General features: G+C 63.6%; 16 protein-coding genes. 12 read left to right on the top strand and 4 right to left on the bottom strand.

All coding sequences use genetic code 11. The features are described from left to right. Positions 1 to 28: 28 nt before the first annotated feature. The 4 genes from PQQ51_RS23290 (at position 29) to PQQ51_RS23275 (ending at position 4,537) form a co-directional block, all read left to right on the top strand. Complete coding sequence (locus PQQ51_RS23290; protein WP_408499209.1) at positions 29 to 991, top strand: ABC transporter permease; 963 nt, start codon at positions 29 to 31, stop codon at positions 989 to 991. Beyond that, the gene (locus PQQ51_RS23285) at positions 988 to 2,508 is read left to right on the top strand and encodes a sugar ABC transporter ATP-binding protein (RefSeq protein WP_408499208.1); all 1,521 of its coding nucleotides are present in this window, start codon (positions 988 to 990) and stop codon (positions 2,506 to 2,508) included. The genes PQQ51_RS23290 and PQQ51_RS23285 overlap by 4 nt, the downstream gene beginning before the upstream one ends. A 44-nt stretch (positions 2,509 to 2,552) precedes the next feature. After that, complete coding sequence (locus PQQ51_RS23280) at positions 2,553 to 3,476, top strand: ABC transporter permease (protein ID WP_408499207.1); 924 nt, start codon at positions 2,553 to 2,555, stop codon at positions 3,474 to 3,476. 62 nt (positions 3,477 to 3,538) lie between these two features. Continuing rightward, on the top strand, positions 3,539 to 4,537 hold the full coding sequence (locus tag PQQ51_RS23275; protein WP_408499206.1) for a sugar ABC transporter substrate-binding protein: 999 nt from the start codon (positions 3,539 to 3,541) through the stop codon (positions 4,535 to 4,537). Positions 4,538 to 4,579: 42 nt separating this feature from the next. On the opposite strand, the gene PQQ51_RS23270 is transcribed toward PQQ51_RS23275, so the two are convergent. Further along, positions 4,580 to 5,413, bottom strand: a complete 834-nt coding sequence (locus PQQ51_RS23270) for an aldo/keto reductase (RefSeq protein ID WP_408499205.1) — start codon at positions 5,411 to 5,413, stop codon at positions 4,580 to 4,582. A gap of 50 nt (positions 5,414 to 5,463) precedes the next feature. Beyond that, on the bottom strand, positions 5,464 to 6,261 hold the full coding sequence (locus tag PQQ51_RS23265; protein ID WP_408499203.1) for a pirin family protein: 798 nt from the start codon (positions 6,259 to 6,261) through the stop codon (positions 5,464 to 5,466). Between PQQ51_RS23265 and PQQ51_RS23260 the strand changes: the two genes are divergently transcribed. Then, positions 6,260 to 6,397 (top strand): hypothetical protein, encoded by a 138-nt coding sequence (locus tag PQQ51_RS23260; RefSeq protein WP_408499202.1) that lies wholly within the window; start codon positions 6,260 to 6,262, stop codon positions 6,395 to 6,397. The two genes, PQQ51_RS23265 and PQQ51_RS23260, sit on opposite strands and share 2 nt — an antisense overlap. Before the next feature lie 12 nt (positions 6,398 to 6,409). On the opposite strand, the gene PQQ51_RS23255 is transcribed toward PQQ51_RS23260, so the two are convergent. Then, positions 6,410 to 6,832, bottom strand: a complete 423-nt coding sequence (locus PQQ51_RS23255; RefSeq protein ID WP_408499201.1) for a DoxX family protein — start codon at positions 6,830 to 6,832, stop codon at positions 6,410 to 6,412. 47 nt (positions 6,833 to 6,879) lie between these two features. Beyond that, the gene (locus PQQ51_RS23250) at positions 6,880 to 7,575 is read right to left on the bottom strand and encodes a pirin family protein (RefSeq protein WP_408499200.1); all 696 of its coding nucleotides are present in this window, start codon (positions 7,573 to 7,575) and stop codon (positions 6,880 to 6,882) included. A gap of 183 nt (positions 7,576 to 7,758) precedes the next feature. Between PQQ51_RS23250 and PQQ51_RS23245 the strand changes: the two genes are divergently transcribed. The 7 genes from PQQ51_RS23245 (at position 7,759) to PQQ51_RS23215 (ending at position 17,325) form a co-directional block, all read left to right on the top strand. Continuing rightward, positions 7,759 to 8,676: a LysR substrate-binding domain-containing protein gene (locus tag PQQ51_RS23245; RefSeq protein ID WP_408499199.1), complete on the top strand. Its 918-nt coding sequence runs from the start codon at positions 7,759 to 7,761 to the stop codon at positions 8,674 to 8,676. A gap of 235 nt (positions 8,677 to 8,911) precedes the next feature. After that, positions 8,912 to 10,633, top strand: a complete 1,722-nt coding sequence (gene poxB / locus PQQ51_RS23240) for a ubiquinone-dependent pyruvate dehydrogenase (protein WP_408499197.1) — start codon at positions 8,912 to 8,914, stop codon at positions 10,631 to 10,633. After that, positions 10,633 to 10,986 carry a YtcA family lipoprotein gene (locus tag PQQ51_RS23235; RefSeq protein ID WP_408499196.1) on the top strand — a complete coding sequence of 118 codons (354 nt, stop codon included), beginning with the start codon at positions 10,633 to 10,635 and terminating at the stop codon, positions 10,984 to 10,986. The genes poxB and PQQ51_RS23235 overlap by 1 nt, the downstream gene beginning before the upstream one ends. A 26-nt stretch (positions 10,987 to 11,012) precedes the next feature. Then, positions 11,013 to 12,122: a multidrug transporter subunit MdtN gene (gene mdtN / locus PQQ51_RS23230; RefSeq protein ID WP_408499195.1), complete on the top strand. Its 1,110-nt coding sequence runs from the start codon at positions 11,013 to 11,015 to the stop codon at positions 12,120 to 12,122. Then, positions 12,119 to 14,293, top strand: a complete 2,175-nt coding sequence (locus tag PQQ51_RS23225) for an FUSC family protein (RefSeq protein ID WP_408499194.1) — start codon at positions 12,119 to 12,121, stop codon at positions 14,291 to 14,293. The genes mdtN and PQQ51_RS23225 overlap by 4 nt, the downstream gene beginning before the upstream one ends. Continuing rightward, positions 14,293 to 15,861 carry an MdtP family multidrug efflux transporter outer membrane subunit gene (locus PQQ51_RS23220; RefSeq protein WP_408499193.1) on the top strand — a complete coding sequence of 523 codons (1,569 nt, stop codon included), beginning with the start codon at positions 14,293 to 14,295 and terminating at the stop codon, positions 15,859 to 15,861. The genes PQQ51_RS23225 and PQQ51_RS23220 overlap by 1 nt, the downstream gene beginning before the upstream one ends. Next, a complete protein-coding gene (locus PQQ51_RS23215; protein WP_408499192.1) occupies positions 15,862 to 17,325 on the top strand; it encodes a mechanosensitive ion channel domain-containing protein in 1,464 nt (487 codons plus the stop codon). Positions 17,326 to 17,458: the final 133 nt, after the last annotated feature.

Below are 17,458 nucleotides of genomic sequence, written 5' to 3'. Positions count from 1 at the left end.
GGGTTGTTCGCTGCCGGAGCGTAGGTCCATGATCTCCGTTACCGCTACTCCTGCGCTGCCTCGGCCGTCACGGCAACTTGTCGTATCGATGGTTATTCTTCTCGCGGTCTCAATCGCACTCGGCCTGAATGTGCCGAACTTCTTCCGATACAACAACATCATCAATGTGCTCTTGCAGGCTGCTTTACTCGGGCTGCCTGCGATCGGCATGACCGTTGTGATGATCGTCGGCGGCATCGACTTGTCGTTGCCGGCAAACATGGCAATGAGCGCGGTGGTAGGCGCGCTGTATATGAAGACCGGCGGGGATTGGCCCGTTGGCGTGCTGCTCATGATCGGCACCGGCGCGCTGATCGGCCTCGTCAACGGTTTCGCCGTCTCGCGCCTGAAAATGATCCCTTTCGTCGTCACGCTCGCGACCATGACGATCATCTCCGGGACCTCCGTGTGGATGACCAATTCGCTCAGCATTTCCGAGTTGCCCGAACGTTTCCTCGATCTCTTTGCGGCCCGGCCTCTGTTTCAGATTCCGCTTACCGTGCTCGTCGTGGCGATGCTCGCGTTCGGCGTGAGTGTGCTCATGCGCTCGTCGATTGCCGGAAGATGGGCGTACGCGGTGGGCATCAATGAACGCGCGGCCCGAGTCGCGCGTGTTCCAGTCGAAACGGTCGTTCTCGCCAGCTATGTCTTCTCCGGACTCATGGCCGGGCTGGCAGCGGTGCTGCTGACCGCCCGGCTCGGATCGGCGTCGGCCAATATGGGCAATGACGGTGTCGTGCTGGATATCGTGTCGGCTTGTGTCGTCGGCGGCGTCAGCATCTACGGCGGTTCCGGGCGAATTGCCGGCGCCATGCTCGGCGCGTTGCTCATCACCGTGCTGTCCAACGCGATGAATCTGATCGGCGTGTCTTTCTATCTCAGTCTCGTGATCAAGGGCGTCGTCATCATTGCGTTTATCGCCGCCGATAAACGCAAGGAGAGCCGGCAATGAACGCGCCGAAGATGTCGCTTCGTATGGAAAACATATCAAAATCGTTCGGCGGCGTGGCAGCGCTCAAAGGTGCGCATCTGGAAGCCCACTCGGGCGAGGCGATGGCCCTGATGGGCGCAAACGGTGCCGGCAAGTCGACGCTAATGAATATCCTGGGGGGTGTGATTGCCTGCGATAGCGGCCGCATCTCCATCGACAACACCGACATTGTTCTCCGTTCGGCACGGGACGCGAGTAAGCACGGCATTGCATTCGTCCATCAGGAATTGACGATGTTTCCGACGATGAGCGTCGCGGAGAATATATTCATCGACGCTCTGCCGGTGTCGGGCCCGTTTGTCCGCTCGGATGACATGACACGCGAGGCGCAAGCGTTACTCCGGCGCCTCGGCAGCAGTATTTCCCCTCTGACGCGCGTCGAACAACTCGGCATTGGAGACCGGCAGCTCGTCGAAATCGCGCGGGCGCTTCGCCATGAGGCCAAGGTCATTATTTTCGACGAGCCGACTTCTTCGTTGACCGGTCCCGAACGACAACGCCTGTTCAACGTCATCAACGACCTGAAGGCTTCCGGTGTCGTGATCGTCTACATCACCCATTTTCTCGACGAAATTTTCTCGATCTGCGAGCAGGTCACCGTGATGCGCAACGGGGAAACGGTGTGGAGATCGCCGATAGCCGAAGTCGATCCGGCCGCGGTCGTGCATCAGATGCTGGGCGTGACCGAAAACCAGGGGCGCCTACGCGAACCGGTCAAAAAGTCTGCCGGTGAGCCTTTGATGACGGTGAACGATCTGAATCGTCAAGGCGCATTGAACGGCATCAGCTTCGAGATGCGGCGAGGTGAAATCGTCGGTCTATGGGGCTTGCTCGGATCCGGGCGCACGGAACTCCTGCGGGCGCTGGTCGGGTTGGATCCCGTGGACAGCGGCACGATCCATTGGAACAACGGGCGCGGACTGGCCGCAATCGCGCCGAAGCAACTCCACGCTCACGTTGGCGTCGTCACTGAAGACCGCCGCGGCGAGGGAACATTTCTCCCGCTTTCGGTCGCTGACAATATCGCACTCCCGAACCTGGGATTGCTACTGAATAAATGGCGATTGGTCGACCGGGGGCGTCAGACCGCACTTGCGGATTCGATGATTCAACGGTTGCGGATCAAGGTATCCGGACCTCAACAGTCCGTCGGTACGCTGAGCGGCGGCAATCAGCAAAAAGTCGTGTTTGGCCGCTGGCTGGCGACCAACCCAACGCTCTTTCTGCTGGACGAGCCGACCCGCGGTCTCGACGTGAGCGCGAAGACCGAGATCATGACGCTTATCGTCGAGTTAGCCGGGCAGGGATGCAGCGTGTTGCTGGTGTCGTCCGAACTGGAGGAGTTGATGCGGGTTTGCGACCGTTACCTGATCATCCGCCGCGGACGATTAACCGGCGAACTCCCCGGTTCGGCTGATACGCAAGCACTGATGCAATCGATCACGACCCTCGATTCCGACACTGAGGTAGCGGCATGACAGGAAGAACATATCTTCGTCAGCTATTGACTGAAAGAGGATTCATGATTGTTTTCACCGGGATCTTCATCTTCTTCTCAGTGGCGACACCGTACTTCTTCCAGCTCGGCAACATCCTGAACATCGTTCACACGATGGCGCCGCTCGCCATTACCGCGGCAGGCCTCGCTCTAGTCGTATTGTCCGGCCGACTCGACATTTCGGTCGGCTCGACGGCTTTTCTGTCGTGCGCGGCAGGGGCGATGCTGATGAAGCAGTTCGACACGGCGCCGGTTTTCGCCGCGCTCCTAACCGTTTGCTTCGGCGCACTGCTAGGCGCGCTCAATGGCGTCATTGTCGTCGGATTAAAAGTTAATTCACTGATTGCGACACTCGGAACGATGATCATCTACCGGGGCCTGGCCCTTGCGTTGACGGATGCGTTGCTGGTGGAGTTGCCCGAACCCATTCGCGTACTCGGCAACGCAACGCTCGGGTCCATTCCTGTCGACGTCTTCGTCATGTTGATCGTGGTGGCCTTTGCACATCTGCTCCATACCCGCACGGCGTTCGGGCGCCATCTGACGGCAATGGGAAACGATATCGCAGTCGCAAGGAAGGTCGGACTTCCGGTCGAACGCAACGGCTTCCTTGGTTTTGTTCTGGCGGGAACATTCGCCTCCCTAGGCGGAATTCTGACCACGATCCAGAACGGCGCGGTGAGTCCCTGGCTTGGCAGCGGCCTCGAGTTCACGGCGTTGGCTGTTGTCGTCGTCGGCGGTATCAGCCTGCTTGGCGGCCGTGGCGCAATCTTCTTCGGTGTGATCTCGGGTGCGTTCATCTTCGAGATGATCCGCAACGGGCTCACCAACCTCGGTGCCGACCCGTATTCATACAGGCTGGTTGGCGGAGCGGTCATTTTCGCCGCGATGTATGCCGACGCGTTAAAAAGCGGCCGGCTCTCGATGCGCCCGAGCGCGAACCGCTAAAACGTCGGGACCTGGCCTGGAGGCGTGTTCAATCAGTCCGACATGACAACTAGGAGACATGTATGAAACGTTATATCCTGTGCGCCGGCTTTTTTGCATTGGCCATGAGTGGCATCGCCTTCGCGCAGTCCGCGCCGTTGAAGCCGTTGAAAGTCGGGTTCTCGCTCGATACCAAGGAATCGTCGCTGGAAACCGCGTGGATGTCTTTCCTGAAATCCGAAGGCGAAAAACAAGGTCAGAAAGCGGGCTACAAGCTCGAATGGGTCACGAACGTCGCCAACGCGGATCCTTCCAGACAAGCCGCCAATATCGACGATCTCATCACCGACCGTGTCGACGTGATCGTCGCCCGGGCCTTCGACTCGGGCGCGATTGGAACGTCGATCAGGGCGGCCAAGGCTGCGGGAATTCCGTTCATCACATTTGATCGCGGTTCGACCAGCGGCAAACCGACCGCGCATGTGGGCGGCGATAGTTACGACGAGGCCCGAAGTACCGGTCTCGCTTTCGCCGAAGTGTTGAAAAAAGCCGGCGTACACGGCAAGTGCATCGAACTTCAAGGAATGCTCACCGACATCAACGCGGTCAACCGCAGCAAGGCGTGGAATGCGGTGGGGAAGGAAACCGGCCAGTACGAAACGATCGTCAAGGTTCCGACCGACTGGAACCCGGAACTCTTCCGCTCGGGTTTGACGAATGCGTTGACGGCCAAGCCCGAGGCCAATTGCGTATTCGCTGCCAGCGACTTTGCTTTCCCGTCCATCCAGGCCGCACTCGAAAAGGCGAATCGGTGGGCACCGTCAGGGCAGCCGAAACATATGTGGCTTGCGACTAACGATCTGCTTTCGGCGGCCGTGAAACCGATGGAGGGCGGCTATATCGACGTGGCGACGACGTGGGACGCGTATGCGCAAGCGAGAGAAGCGGTGCGCGTCATCATCGCGATCAAGCAGAATGAAGATCCGAAATGCTCGCCGGACGGCTGTCTGGCGAAGGGGCAGGTGGTCACGCCTGCGACGATAAAAAGCCTGCCCAACCTCTGGTCGCGCGATTTTAAATAACGGCGGATACCCGCGACGCGGGCTGTGCGGCGGCGAGCGGCCTCAACGACTATCCCACCGCGGCGCAAGCCCCGGAGGATCGACAATTCGACTGCCCGCTGTCGTCAGCGAATGTATGGCCGCCATGTCCGCGCGATCCAGTTCGAAGTCGAATACCGCGATGTTCTGCGCCAGCCGGTCGATCCGGCTGGTTCTCGAAAGCGCAACGACGCCTCGCTGTTGAACCAGCCATCGCAGAACGATTTGAGCGATGGTCTTATCATGACGCGCCGCGATTTCCTTCAGCGTCGGGTCGGAGAAGACACGGCCGATCGCCATCCCGCAGTATCCCGTCACGACAAGTCCCGCCTGCAACGTGCTTTCAATCAGCACGGACTGATCGAGGTACGGGTGATATTCAAACTGATTCGTCGCGAGAGGCTTCGCGGAAAGCCGAACGGCTTCCGTCATCAGTGCGCGGTTGAAATTGCTGACGCCGATGTGCCGGACCTTGCCGGCCCGCGCGACGGCGTTGAGTCCCGCGATCTGTTCGGCTAGCGGCACGTCCGATCCTCCCGGCCAATGCAGCAGGAGCAGATCGATATAGTCGGTCTTGAGTTTGCGGAGACTTTCGTCGACAGACGCTTCGAAGTTTCTCTCCGCGTAGTGGCTGACCCACACCTTGGTCGTCAAAAAGAACTCGTTTCGTGGAATACCGGAATCAACGACGCAATCGCCGATTTCCCCTTCGTTACGATAGATTTGCGCTGTGTCGATATGCCGGTAGCCGGCATCGATGGCCGCGGGCATCACCCGATAGATATCGGCGGCGCTCATTCCGTAAGTGCCGAAGCCGATGGCCGGAATCGCCGCGTGACCAACATGGACGTCGTGCATCAGGTACTCCCTATAGCGTATTCGTGTCGTGCCGGAACCGTTCTGCGAAATCAGCCAATGCGGCCACGGCGACGCAACTGTGCGCCGATCTCCGCGATCCTGGCTTCTCCCGCATGCAGCGCTTCTGGCGACGTATGAACCGAGTAGTAGCCCAGCACGAGATCGTGCGGATGCGGGATCGCGGAGCCGAGGACGAACTCCGAATCTTCATCGGCGGTGAATGACAAAACTCCTTCGGACTCGTTGAACACGACAAGCCCGTCGAAGACGGATTCGTCGGCAACGCGTAGTGAGCCGCGTTGAATGCTGAGCCACGCGACACTGTGGCCGGCCGGCGGCGCGTACTGCCACTGCTCTCCGGCCGACAGCCGCACGAGCAGGTAGTTGATGCCTGCGGGCGCGGGTATCGGGCTCTCGACGTCCCCATAACGACCCAGCACGACCGAGGCCGGACCGCTCCGGGGGACGTCTTGCGCGGACACATACTTGCTGTGCGGGTCGCCCAATTCGAGCTCGGGCGGCAACGCCACCCACAACTGATAGCCGCGCACCGGCACCTCGCCGACACCCTGACCGTCGTGCCACACGCCGCGTCCCGCGTTCATCCACTCGACGCCGCCGGCGCGCAGAATGCCCGATGCACCGGTCGTGTCCTCATACTCCACGTCGCCTTCCAGCAGCACGGTTGTCGTGGCGAGACCGGAATGCGGATGGATGGAAAACCGCATTCCGGCGTCCACGGATTTATCGAAATAGTCGAGAAAGACAAACGGTTTCAGCCGTTCTCCGAGGTCGGACGGGCTGACGAGCCGCTTGATCGGGCCGTGTATCCGGCCCGCGCTCCGCATGACTATCTTCCTCGCGTCCGACAGTGGCGACGAGATCGTTTCAAAAGACATGGTGTTGACTCCCACGGGTAATCCGATACCGGAGAAGCATCGCGGCAAGCGGAGCGCGCAACCGTTCAGTCACGCGATCGCTTGACGCGCGCATCTTCTAGCTCGCCGTCAGCGGCGAAACACGCAACGCGGTGCGACCGGAGCGCGCGTCGAGGCTGAACGCGCCGGCACCGAACCAGGTGATTTGCAGCAGGCCGCCGGCCATCATCACGTTCTTCAGGAAGTGAATCATCTGGTTCTGATCGGCGAAGTTGTGATGAAAGACCAGTGCGGTGACGACGCAGAACAGCGCCATCGCCAGCGACACGGTGCGAGCCCGATAGCCCGACAGCAACAACAGGCCGCCGCCGAGTTCGACCAGCACGGAAACAACGAACGCGAGCGGCGGGAAGGGCAGACCCATCGCCGCGATATAGCCGACCGTCGCACCATACGCTGCGAGCTTGCCAAGCCCGCTCATGACAAACGGCGCACCGATCAGAATGCGACCTAACAGCGGAAGAAATTTAAAGCGTTCCATCACAATCTCCTTGAATGAACTTGCGGAAGTGGAATACGAAAAAGAAATTAGCCGGCGTCCACCATCACCAACTCGGAATCCTCAAGAGCGGAAATCTGCGCGGCAGCGACATCCGTGATTGCCACGCCGTCTAGCGGACCGACGGGTTCGCCATTCACTTCGATGCGTCCCGACGCCACGACGAGATAGGCCCGGCGCGCTTGCCCCAATTCCTGGCGAACGCTTTCGCCCGCGTTGAGCATCGCGCCAAGCACACGTGCATCGGCGCGAATAGCCAGCGCGCCTTCGTCGTCGAAACCGCTGGCGAGTACCACGAAGCGGCCGGACCGATCGCTTCTGGGAAACGACCTTGTTCCCCACGCGGGTCTGCCGCCGGCTTCACGCGGTAGAAGCCAGATCTGATAAAGCTTGAGCGGTTCGTCGCCGCGGTTGAATTCGGTGTGGCGGATGCCGGTGCCGGCACTCATCACCTGGACATCGCCGGTCTGGATCGTGCCTTCGGATCCCAGCGTGTCCCGATGCCCGAGCAGCCCTTGACGGACATAGGTGATGATTTCCATGTCGCGATGACCATGCATCGGGAAACCGCCGCCAGCGGCGATCTCGTCGTCGTTCCAGACGATCAGCGGACCCAGCGCCGCATGCGCGGGATTGCCGTCGACGCCGACCGCGAAATGGTATTTCGCGCGCAGCCAGCCGAGATCCGCCCTGTCCAATGATTCCCAACTCCGATGTGTGAGCATCTCTGCCTCCGTGTTCGCTTCGTCGCCAATGAGCGGCTTGTCGCCTGGGCCGCTGGCCGGATTCGGCAACGGTGCGACTGACGAGACGAATGCTATATTCGCAATGAACTAGCGCATAGATACCAAACTGGAACGTATCGTTGCTCGTGGCAGAACGATAAAAAGGAGTTGTGAAGCATGCCCATGAACGAAATCACCGATCTCAACGATCTGCGGCTCTTCTCGGAGGTGGTCGAGCATGGGAGCTATACGGCGGCCGCGCGCAGTCTCGGCCTGCAGACGTCGAAACTCAGCCGGCGCATTCGCGCGCTGGAAGAAGAACTGGGCGTGCGCCTGCTCAATCGCACGAGCCGGAGCCTGTCGTTGACGGAAACCGGGCGGCAGTTCCACCAGCATTGCCTCGCGCTGGTGGCGGAAGCGAAGGCCGCCAAAGATATCGTGGACCGGACGCGTTCGAGGCCTCAGGGCACGGTCCGTATCGCCTGTCCGGTGGCGTTGCTCGAGTCCGGCATCTCGCGAATCATCGCGCGATACGTCGAGGATCACCCGGATGTCCGGGTGCTGCTGGATGCCACCAATCGTCGCGTGGATGTCGTCGAGGAGGGGCTCGACTTTGCGATCCGCGTGAGGCTTCCGCCGTTGGAAAACACCGATCTCGCCGTGCGTCAGTTGGGTTTGTCGATCCATATTCTGGTGGCCAGTCCGGAATTGGCGGCACGCCATGTGGCGCCCGGCTCGCTCGAATCCGTGCAGGGATGGCCCACGCTTTCGATGGCGAGCAGCAGCGAGCGATTTGTCTGGAACCTGATCGACGCCGACGGGCAGGCGACCTCATGGGCGCATCAGCCTCGCCTCGCGACCGACGACCTCGCCAGCCTTCGGGTTGCGGCGATAGCCGGGGTCGGCGTGGCGTTATTGCCGAAAGAACTGGTCGAGGCCGATATTCAGGCCGGCCGGTTGCAGCACCTGCTGCCAGGCCTGACCTCCACGCCCGGCCTCGTGCATGCGATCTTCCCCACGCGCCGCGGCATGGTTCCGGCCGTCCGTCATTTCCTCGATGCACTCGCGGCCGGCTGCGCCGACCGGAACTGGCAGCGTTAGAGGGACCTTAGTGCGACCTTGGAGCGACCTTGGAGCGACCAGGCTTCCTCCGTGCTAAATCGCTAGCGGCCCGTGCGATTTGAACAGCGCCGCCACGCGAGGGGCGGCACTATCGCTTCATACGCGGCCTGCTGGCTCGAATGTCCGTCTGGGCGTCCGGCTTGAACCTCCAGTTTGAACCCCAGCTTGAGCTCAACGCGCCGCGCAATCGCACTCAACTCTCTGGAGGTGCTGCATGACTACTGCAGCTGACTACCTGGTCGCCACCCTCGCGCATGTCGGCGTCAAGCGCATCTATGGCGTTGTCGGCGATTCGCTGAACGGCATTTCCGATTCGCTGCGCCGTTCAGGCGACATAGACTGGATTCATGTCCGGCACGAGGAAGGCGCCGCTTTCGCCGCCGGTGCCGAGGCGCACCTGACCGGCCAGCTCGCGGTTTGCGCAGGCAGTTGCGGGCCGGGCAATCTGCATCTGATCAACGGGCTGTTCGATTGTCAACGCAGCGGCGTACCGGTGCTGGCGATCGCCGCGCATATTCCCAGCAGCGAGATCGGCATCGACTATTTTCAGGCCACGCATCCTGAGAGCCTGTTCAAGGAGTGCAGTCACTACGTCGAGCTGGTGTCGAACCCCGCGCAACTGCCGCAGATCCTGACCCGGGCGATGCGCGTTGCGGTGGCGCGCCGCGGCGTGGCCGTCGTCGTGATGCCGGGTGACGTCGCGCTGTCGCCGTCGCTTGCCGAAGTGCCGGCCTGGGTCGTGCCCACCACGCCGCCCGTGCTGCGCCCGAACGACGAGGACATTGCCTGCCTCGCCGACTTGCTGCGCGACGCATCGAAAGTGACGCTGCTGTGCGGCGCCGGATGCGCCGGCGCGCGCGATCAGGTCCTCGAACTGGCGAAGCGGCTCAAGGCGCCGATCGTGCATTCGCTGCGCGGCAAGGAATACATCGAACACGACAATCCGTACGACGTCGGCATGACGGGCATGGTCGGCTTTGCGTCGGGCTATGCCGCGATGAAAGACTGCGACATGCTGTTGCTGCTCGGTACGGACTTTCCGTATCGGCAGTTCTATCCGGACAACGCGAAGATCGCACAGATCGACGTACGTCCCGAGGCGCTCGGCAACCGTTGTCCGCTCGATCTCGGCCTGCTCGGCACGGTGAAGAACACGCTCGCCGCATTGCTGCCGGAGCTCGACGAAAAGACCGACTCGTCGCATCTCGAACGCGCGCTCGAACACTATGCGCGCGCACGCGACGATCTGGATGCACTCGCCGAAAGCAATCCGTCGAGCACGACGATTCATCCACAGTACGTGACGCGGCTCGTCAGCGAACTCGCGGCGGACGACGCGATTTTCACCTGCGACGTCGGCACGCCGATCGCATGGAGCGCGCGTTATCTCAAACTGAACGGCAAGCGCAGACTGATCGGTTCGTTCAATCACGGCTCGATGGCCAACGCATTGCTGCATGCGATCGGCGCGCAGGCAACGTTCCCGGATCGCCAGGTCGTGTCGATGTCCGGCGACGGCGGCTTCGCGATGATGATGGGCGAATTCCTGACGCTGGTTCAGGCGGGCTTGCCGGTGAAAGTCGTCGTGTTGAACAACGGCACGCTCGGCTTCGTCGAAATCGAAATGCGCGCGTCGGGTTTTCTCGACACGGGTTGCGATCTGACCAATCCGAACTTCGCGAACATGGCGGAGGCGATCGGCGTCAAGGGGATTCGCGTCGAGCGGCCGCAGGATCTCGAAGCGGCGCTCGCCGCGGCGTTCGCGCACGATGGCCCGGCGCTCGTCGATGTCGTCAGCGCGCGGCAGGAGCTGATCATGCCGCCGAAAACCACCGTCGACGAAGCGTGGCATTTCGGACTGTTCATGATGAAGGCGGTGCTGGATGGCCGCGGCCGTGAACTGATCGACGTCGCGAAAGTGAATCTGACGCGCTGATGCCGGCCATTCATTCGGGTTCCCGCACCCGCGCGTTGTGCGGGGCGCGCACGTTCAGGCGCGCGTTCGAGCCCCTCCGCACGGGTCCGGCGCGCCGTTGCGAAGCGGCCCTCGGCCTGTTGCTGGTCGTGCTGCTCAGCGCGTGTACGGGCGCGCCGTCGGTGGGCGTACTCGGCGCGTACTTTCCGGACTGGCTGTTCTGCATCGTCGGCGGCGCGGTGTTGACGGCGCTTGTACACGTGCTCGCGTATCGCACTGGCTACGGTGGCTGGCTGACGCCGCCGGCGCTCGTTTATCCGGCGCTGACGGTGCTCTTTTCGATCGTGCTCTGGGCCATCGGCTTCAATTTGTGACACAGGGTATGAACATGGCTTCCAACATGAGCGCGGCAAATTCCAACGCCAGCAACAACGTCGGCAACAACGTCGGCAACAGCGCGACCAGGCGCCCGCGAACCTGGCCGGCGCTCGTGCTGATCGTGCTGACCGTCGTCGCGGCGATTGCGGCGATCTGGCGCGTCGACACGGCGCCGCGAACCGACGATGCCTACGCGTACGCGGACACGATCGGCGTGTCGCCGGAAGTGAGCGGCAAGATCGTCAAGCTTGCCGTGCACGACAATCAGGCGGTCAAGCAGGGCGATCTGCTGTTCGAGATCGACCCGCGTCCGTATCAATACGCGCTGCTGCGGGCCAAGGCGTCGCTCGCGCAGCTCGACGCGCAGATCCCGCTCACGCAGCGCAGCGTCGACGCGCAGACCTTCGGCGCGACTGCGGCCAGATCGGCGGTCACGCGCGCGCAGGCGGCGGCGAACCAGGCGAGCGACACGCTCGCGAGAATGGAGCCGCTGCTCGGCAAGGGATACGTTTCCGCCGACGACCTGGAGCGCGCGCGCACCGCGCAGCGCTCGGCCCTCGCGGAGCTGGCCGCCGCCGAAGCGCAGGCACGGCAGGCGCAGGCGGCGGTCAGCAGCGTCGATGCGCTCGTTGCGCAGCGTTCGGTGTTGCAGGCCGAAATCTCGAGCGCGCAACTGAACCTCGAGTACGCGACGGTGCGCGCGCCATTCGACGGACGCGTGGTGGAACTGCGCACGTCGGTCGGCCAGTACGTGTCCGCGCAGAAACCGGTTTTCACGCTGATCGACACGCGACACTGGTACGTGATTGCGAATTTCCGCGAGAACGAGCTCGGCCAGATTCATCCCGGCACGCGTGCAACGGTGTACCTGATGAGCGACACCGGGCTTCGCTTTAGCGGCACGGTCGATTCGATCGGCTACGGCGTCGATCCGCAGGACGGCAGCGGCACCGCGAACGGCTTGCCGAGCATTCAGCGCAGCATCAACTGGGTTCACGTCGCGCAGCGTTTTCCGGTCAAGATTCTGGTCGATCGACCTGATCCGCGCCTGTTCCGGATCGGCACGTCGGCGGTCGCGGTGCTGCGGGTTCACGAACACGCAGCGGTTGCGGCGAGCGGAGCGCAGTCGTGAGCGCGGCGACCGGCCTGCGACGCTATCTCGCGTGGCCGCATCCGCTCACGCGTTTCGCGGCATTCCTGCAACGCGAACTGGCGAGGTTTCCCGGCCGCGGCAATGTGACGATGCGCTGCGTGGTGGGCAGCGCCATCGTGATCGTCGCGTCGATGACGCTGCGCGTGCCCGAGCTGGCGCTCTCGCTGATGGCGCTGTTCTACGTGACGCAGTCCAACGTGGTGTTGACCCGCGTGATCGCGCTGAACCTGGTCGTGGGTTCGACCTGTGCGATTGCCGGCGCGATCGCGCTCTTCGTGCTGACTTTCGACTATCCGCTGGTGCGCATCGTCGTCGCGAGCGCGGTATTTTTTTGCAGCGTGTACCTGATGCGGGCGGTGACGAAGTTCGGGCTGGTGTTCTTTATGGTCGCGCTCATCGTGATCTATGCGCAGAGCTTTGTCGATTGGACCGACAACGCCGAGCAACTGGTGCGCAGTTGCCTGTGGGTGTGGTCCGCGGTCAACTATCCGGTGGCCGTGGCGCTGATCCTCAATACGATCCTGCTGCCCGCCGAGCCCGAGCGGCAACTGCGCGCGGCGATGCGCCGGCAACTCGCGGTGGTGCAAGCGAGGCTGGCCGCTCTGATCGATCCGCAAGAAGCGGCGCCGGTTGTCAGTGCAAGCGATCTGCAGCAAGGGGCGTTGTCGTTGCAGAAACTCCTGCGCTTCTCCACGATGCGCAAGCGCTACAGCGAGTCTGAAAGTGCCACGCTGCTCGCGTGCGTGACCGCCGTATCGCGTCTGTACGAAGCGGCGGCCGAATTGCCGGCTATGGCGCAAGGGTCAGGTGCTGCGAGTGCTGCGGGTGCTGCGGCGATCCGAAGCGTTCGCAACGACGTCGCCGCGTTGGACGCAGCGATTGCCGACGATGTGCCATTACGGCTCCCAGCCGCCGCGGAGCGCGATGCCGAAGCGGCGTCGCTTCCCGCCGTCGCCGCGATGCGGCGCGCGCTCGATGCATTGGCCGACGCGACCGTCTCTCAAAGCTCGCACGCGAACACGCCGCCAGCATCGGCTGCACCCGCCGCGCTACTGCCGCCCGATGCGTACTCGAACCCGCGCTACGCCCGGTTCGCACTTCGCACGCTGCTGTCGGTGCTGATCTGCTACGTGTTCTACAACGCGGTGAGATGGCCCGGCATTCACACGATCATGCTCACGTGTCTCGTCGTCGCGTTGCCGAGTCTCGGCGCGTCGAGCCGGCACGGGCTGCTGCGCATCAGCGGCGCGTTGATCGGCAGCGCGCTCGCCTTGTTCATGGTCGCGTTCGTCATTCCGCAACTCGAAAGCGTGACGGGTCTGCTGCTGATGAGCCTGCCCGTGATCGCGCTGGGCGCGTGGGTGTCGGCCGGTTCCGAGCGGATCAGCTACGCCGGCTTGCAGATCATGTTCACGTTTTCGCTCGCGCTGCTGGAGCCGTTCTCGCCGCCGTCCGATCTCACCGAAATTCGCGACCGTCTGGTGGGAATTCTGCTCGGGGTCGGCGTTGCGACTTTCATCCAGATGTCGGTCTGGCCCGAGGGCGAAGCCGACGCGCTGCGCTCGCAACTGTCCAAAGTCTTGCGTGCGATTGCGGCGCTCGTGCGGGGCCACGCGCAGGCCATCGAGGCCGCCGCGCGGGCGGCGCAATCGCAGCCCGCGTCGGCCGCCTGGGCGATGCTGGCGGATTGCGAAGCGACGCTCGCGCGAGTCGCTCTCGAACCGGACTGGCGCGAGGGCGAGACCGCGCGCGTCACGCTGCTCACGCAAACGGTGCTCGCGCAGAGTCGCTCCATCCTGCTGGCGAGCAACGCTTTTCACGACGAGGCGATGTTCGCAGCGGGACGCGCCGGTCCATCCGCGGCGGCTCTGACACAAGCCTGCGGGGCGCTGCAGCAGAACCTCTGCGAGTCGCTCGAACACTACGCGCAGCAATTGTCGAGTGAGCCGCCGCTCGCGAGCCCGCCCGCGCCGCTGGACTTGACGCAGTTGGCAAGCGCCGCGGCGCAACCGGACGGCGACGCGCGCATCGCTGCGCTGCTGGAGCGCGCCGTCCATCTCGACGCGACGCTCGCGGGCTTGCCGCGATGGTCGTCGGGCGAGCTGAGCGCCGCAGGTTCGGCCGGCTCCGGACAGATAGGGATAGCGTGATGCGCGGCACTCTTTTTCGATTGAATCCGTTGAATCCGTCAAATCCGTTGAAGCAAACCGCGCGTGCGCAAGCCGCCGTCCGACGCTTGCCCGGTTTCATGCGCCGCTGGCTCATGCTATTGCCGATGTGTTCATGCGTCGCCGCCTGCGCGCTGATTCATCACGACAGCCCGCCGGCAGCCGTCATCGCACCGGACCAGATCCGTCTTGCCGACGACATCCATCTCGCGCGCGAAGGCTGGCCGTCGGCACGCTGGTGGGAACGCTATCGCGATCCGCAACTCACCGCGCTGATCGAGCGCGCGCTCGGTCACGCACCGACGCTGGCGATCGCGCGCGAGCACGTATCGCAGGCACGCGCGCAGGTCGAACTGGCCCGCGCCGGCGCCGGCTTGCAACTCTCCGGGATTGCCGCCGCCGATCGCGAACACGTGTCCGGCCACGGTTTTCTCAGCGCGTACGCGTCGCATGATCCGGCGATCGGCGCGTCCGGCCCCTGGTACTGGACGGGCCTCGTCGGTGTGGACGCGCATTACGATATCGACGTTTGGGGCAAGCAGCGCGACCTCGTGCGTGCGGCGCTCGGCGAGCAGAATGCGCGGCGCGCCGATGCGGCGCAGGCGGAGCTGGAGGTGTCGACGGGCGTCGCACAGCTTTACTACCAGGTCCAGATCGTCTACGCGAGCCTGGCGCTGTTGCAGCAACTGCGCAGCGTCGACGCGCTCGAACTCGACACCCGAACCGCGCGTCACGAGCGCGGTCTGGAGGCGCTGATGCAGTCGGCCGACGCGCGCTCGCAACTGCTCGCGCTCGACCAGCAGATCGCCGCCGCGCAGCAGCAGATCGTGCAGACCCGCGAAACGCTGCGCGCGCTGATCGGCGCGGGCCCGGACGATCTGCCGCCGATCGCGCCGGCCGCGTTGCCGGCGCCTTCGGTCGGACTGCCGTCCACGCTGTCTTTCGAGCTTCTCAGCCGGCGGCCGGATTTGCAGGCGATGCGCTGGCTGGTCGAAGCATCGTTCGATCGCGTGGATGCCGCTAAAGCCGCGTTCTATCCGAGCTTCGACATCACCGCATTCTTCGGCTTCAACGCACTGCGAATGCGCGATCTGTTCACGCATTCGAGCCAGCAGATCAACCTGATTCCGGGGCTCTATCTGCCGATCTTCGACAGCGGCCGTTTGAACGGAAGCCTGCACGGCGCACGCACGGCCAGCAATACGCTGATCGAACAGTACAACGAGGCGGTGCTCGACGCGGTTCGCGACGTCGCGCAAACCGGCAGCCAGATCGACGATCTCGACCATCGCGTGCAATTGCAGCGCGAGCGGATCGACGCGATCCGTGTCACGAGCGACAGCACCGACGCGCGCTACCAGCGCGGTCTCGCGGACCACACCGCGGCAATACGCGCGAAAGCGCCGCTGATCGAAGGGCAGCTCACGCTGCTGCAATTGAACGGCGACGAACTCGAAGCGGAAATCGTGCTGACGCGGGCGCTGGGCGGCGGCTATCGCGGCGACGACCTGCCGTCGTCGCCGCCCCAGCCGGCGCGCGCGGAGCGCTAGATGCCGGCCCAATCGCTTGCGCCGCTGTTTTTGCCGGTCGCCGCGGTTGCACTCAACCTCGTCGTGCTGCTGTTCTGCGCGCGCCTGCGCTTCACGGTGCCGCGCGCGGCGTTGCGCGGCCTCGCGTTCGCCGCATTGACCGTCGCGATGCTGCACGCGCAGCTGACGCCGACCCAGACGCCCGATCTGGGCGCGTCCGCCGAATACCGCTTTGCGCGCGGCGCGGTGCAGATCGTCTGGTGGCTGCTCGCGGCGTCCACCACGACAGCGGTGGTGCGGCTCTACTACACCGTCAACGATCGCACGCGCGAGGAGCGCTTTACGCTCGACGTCGTCGAGACGGTGCTGTATCTGACCGCGCTCGTCGCGATCGTCACGGACGTATTCGACATTCCGCTCAAAGGCGTGCTGGCCACCTCCGGCGCGTTGGCGATCGTGCTTGGGCTCGCGTTGCAGAGCACGCTGGCAGATCTGTTTTCCGGCTTCGTGATCAATGCGACCGCGCCGTATCGCGTCGGCGACCGGATCGTGCTGGACGACGGCTCGGAAGGCTCGGTGCGCGAGGTGACCTGGCGCGCGACGCATGTGCTGAAAGGCAACCACGATCTGATCGTCGTGCCGAACTCGGTGATCGCGAAGTCGAAGGTCGTCAACGCGAGCATGCCGGCCGGCGCGCATGCAACCGTGGTGCGATTCCAGGCGCTGCCCGCGTATCGTCCGTCGCTGGTGGTGTCGGCGTTGCGGCTCGCGATCGACTCGTGCGTCGGCATCGACGCCGCGTTGCCCACGAACGTGGTCACGAAGTCGGTCGGCTGGCAGGCGAGCGACTACGAGGTGTCGTTCTTCGTCGCGAGCGGCCGCAGCAGCGACGACACGCTCAATACGTTCTTCGACGCCGCGCATCGGCACCTCGAAGCGCTGTCGCTGTTCGACGACGCGGCGCTGTCCGGCGAGCGCCCGGTCGGACGCCGGCTGATCGACGGCATCGGCATTTTCGGGCTGCTCTCGCGTGACGAAAAGGAACAGCTCGCCAGCCTGTTGAAGGTTCGCGAACTGGCGCCGGGCGAGATACTGCTGCGAGCCGGCGAAGTGCCGGCCGCGATCACGCTGGTCGGCTACGGCGTGATCAACGCGACAAGCCGGCACCAAGGCGTGGCCGTCGACGTCATGCGGTTCTCGCCCTGCGAATACCTCGGCGAAGGCGGTCCCATCGCGGGCGTGGCGATCGCGGCGGAGGTCTCCGCGAAAACCTATGCGATCGTCTACGAGCTCCCTGGCATCGCGATTGCCGCGCTGCTCAAACGGCATCCCGAGTTGACGCACGTGCTGGCCGCCAAGCTCGCGGAGCGCGAACGCTGCGGCCAGGCACTGATGGAGCCGGCAGGCACCATGCCGACGACACCGCACGGCCTCGCCGCATGGATCGCGCGTGGGATGCAGGCGCTGCATGGGCTGCACTTCTAGCCGCGCTGCGCGGGTCCGCCCCCGATCGGGGGATTGACCCGTGCAGCGCGCGGCACTACCTTCGGAAACTACCCGCCTAAGAGAGAGGCAAGGTCATGGTGTCGCGAATCCGCCCGTCGCTTTCGGGCACCTT

The organism is Paraburkholderia xenovorans (genome assembly GCF_046030735.1).
Taxonomy (GTDB): Bacteria; Pseudomonadota; Gammaproteobacteria; order Burkholderiales; family Burkholderiaceae; genus Paraburkholderia; species Paraburkholderia xenovorans_A.
Note: the sequence above shows the minus strand (reverse complement) of the source record. Positions and strands in the feature narration are given on the sequence as shown.

What these genes read in the sequence shown, in the direction of transcription:
- PQQ51_RS23235 (WP_408499196.1), top strand. Translation starts at nt 10,633, where the DNA reads ATGCCGGCCATTCATTCGGGTTCCCGCACCCGCGCGTTGTGCGGGGCG.
- PQQ51_RS23260 (WP_408499202.1), top strand. Translation starts at nt 6,260, where the DNA reads ATGACTATCTTCCTCGCGTCCGACAGTGGCGACGAGATCGTTTCAAAA.
- PQQ51_RS23250 (WP_408499200.1), bottom strand. Translation starts at nt 7,575, where the DNA reads ATGCTCACACATCGGAGTTGGGAATCATTGGACAGGGCGGATCTCGGC.
- PQQ51_RS23285 (WP_408499208.1), top strand. Translation starts at nt 988, where the DNA reads ATGAACGCGCCGAAGATGTCGCTTCGTATGGAAAACATATCAAAATCG.
- PQQ51_RS23245 (WP_408499199.1), top strand. Translation starts at nt 7,759, where the DNA reads ATGAACGAAATCACCGATCTCAACGATCTGCGGCTCTTCTCGGAGGTG.
- PQQ51_RS23280 (WP_408499207.1), top strand. Translation starts at nt 2,553, where the DNA reads ATGATTGTTTTCACCGGGATCTTCATCTTCTTCTCAGTGGCGACACCG.
- PQQ51_RS23255 (WP_408499201.1), bottom strand. Translation starts at nt 6,832, where the DNA reads ATGGAACGCTTTAAATTTCTTCCGCTGTTAGGTCGCATTCTGATCGGT.
- PQQ51_RS23220 (WP_408499193.1), top strand. Translation starts at nt 14,293, where the DNA reads ATGCGCGGCACTCTTTTTCGATTGAATCCGTTGAATCCGTCAAATCCG.
- PQQ51_RS23290 (WP_408499209.1), top strand. Translation starts at nt 29, where the DNA reads ATGATCTCCGTTACCGCTACTCCTGCGCTGCCTCGGCCGTCACGGCAA.
- PQQ51_RS23275 (WP_408499206.1), top strand. Translation starts at nt 3,539, where the DNA reads ATGAAACGTTATATCCTGTGCGCCGGCTTTTTTGCATTGGCCATGAGT.
- mdtN (WP_408499195.1), top strand. Translation starts at nt 11,013, where the DNA reads ATGAGCGCGGCAAATTCCAACGCCAGCAACAACGTCGGCAACAACGTC.
- PQQ51_RS23265 (WP_408499203.1), bottom strand. Translation starts at nt 6,261, where the DNA reads ATGCGGAGCGCGGGCCGGATACACGGCCCGATCAAGCGGCTCGTCAGC.
- poxB (WP_408499197.1), top strand. Translation starts at nt 8,912, where the DNA reads ATGACTACTGCAGCTGACTACCTGGTCGCCACCCTCGCGCATGTCGGC.
- PQQ51_RS23270 (WP_408499205.1), bottom strand. Translation starts at nt 5,413, where the DNA reads ATGCACGACGTCCATGTTGGTCACGCGGCGATTCCGGCCATCGGCTTC.
- PQQ51_RS23215 (WP_408499192.1), top strand. Translation starts at nt 15,862, where the DNA reads ATGCCGGCCCAATCGCTTGCGCCGCTGTTTTTGCCGGTCGCCGCGGTT.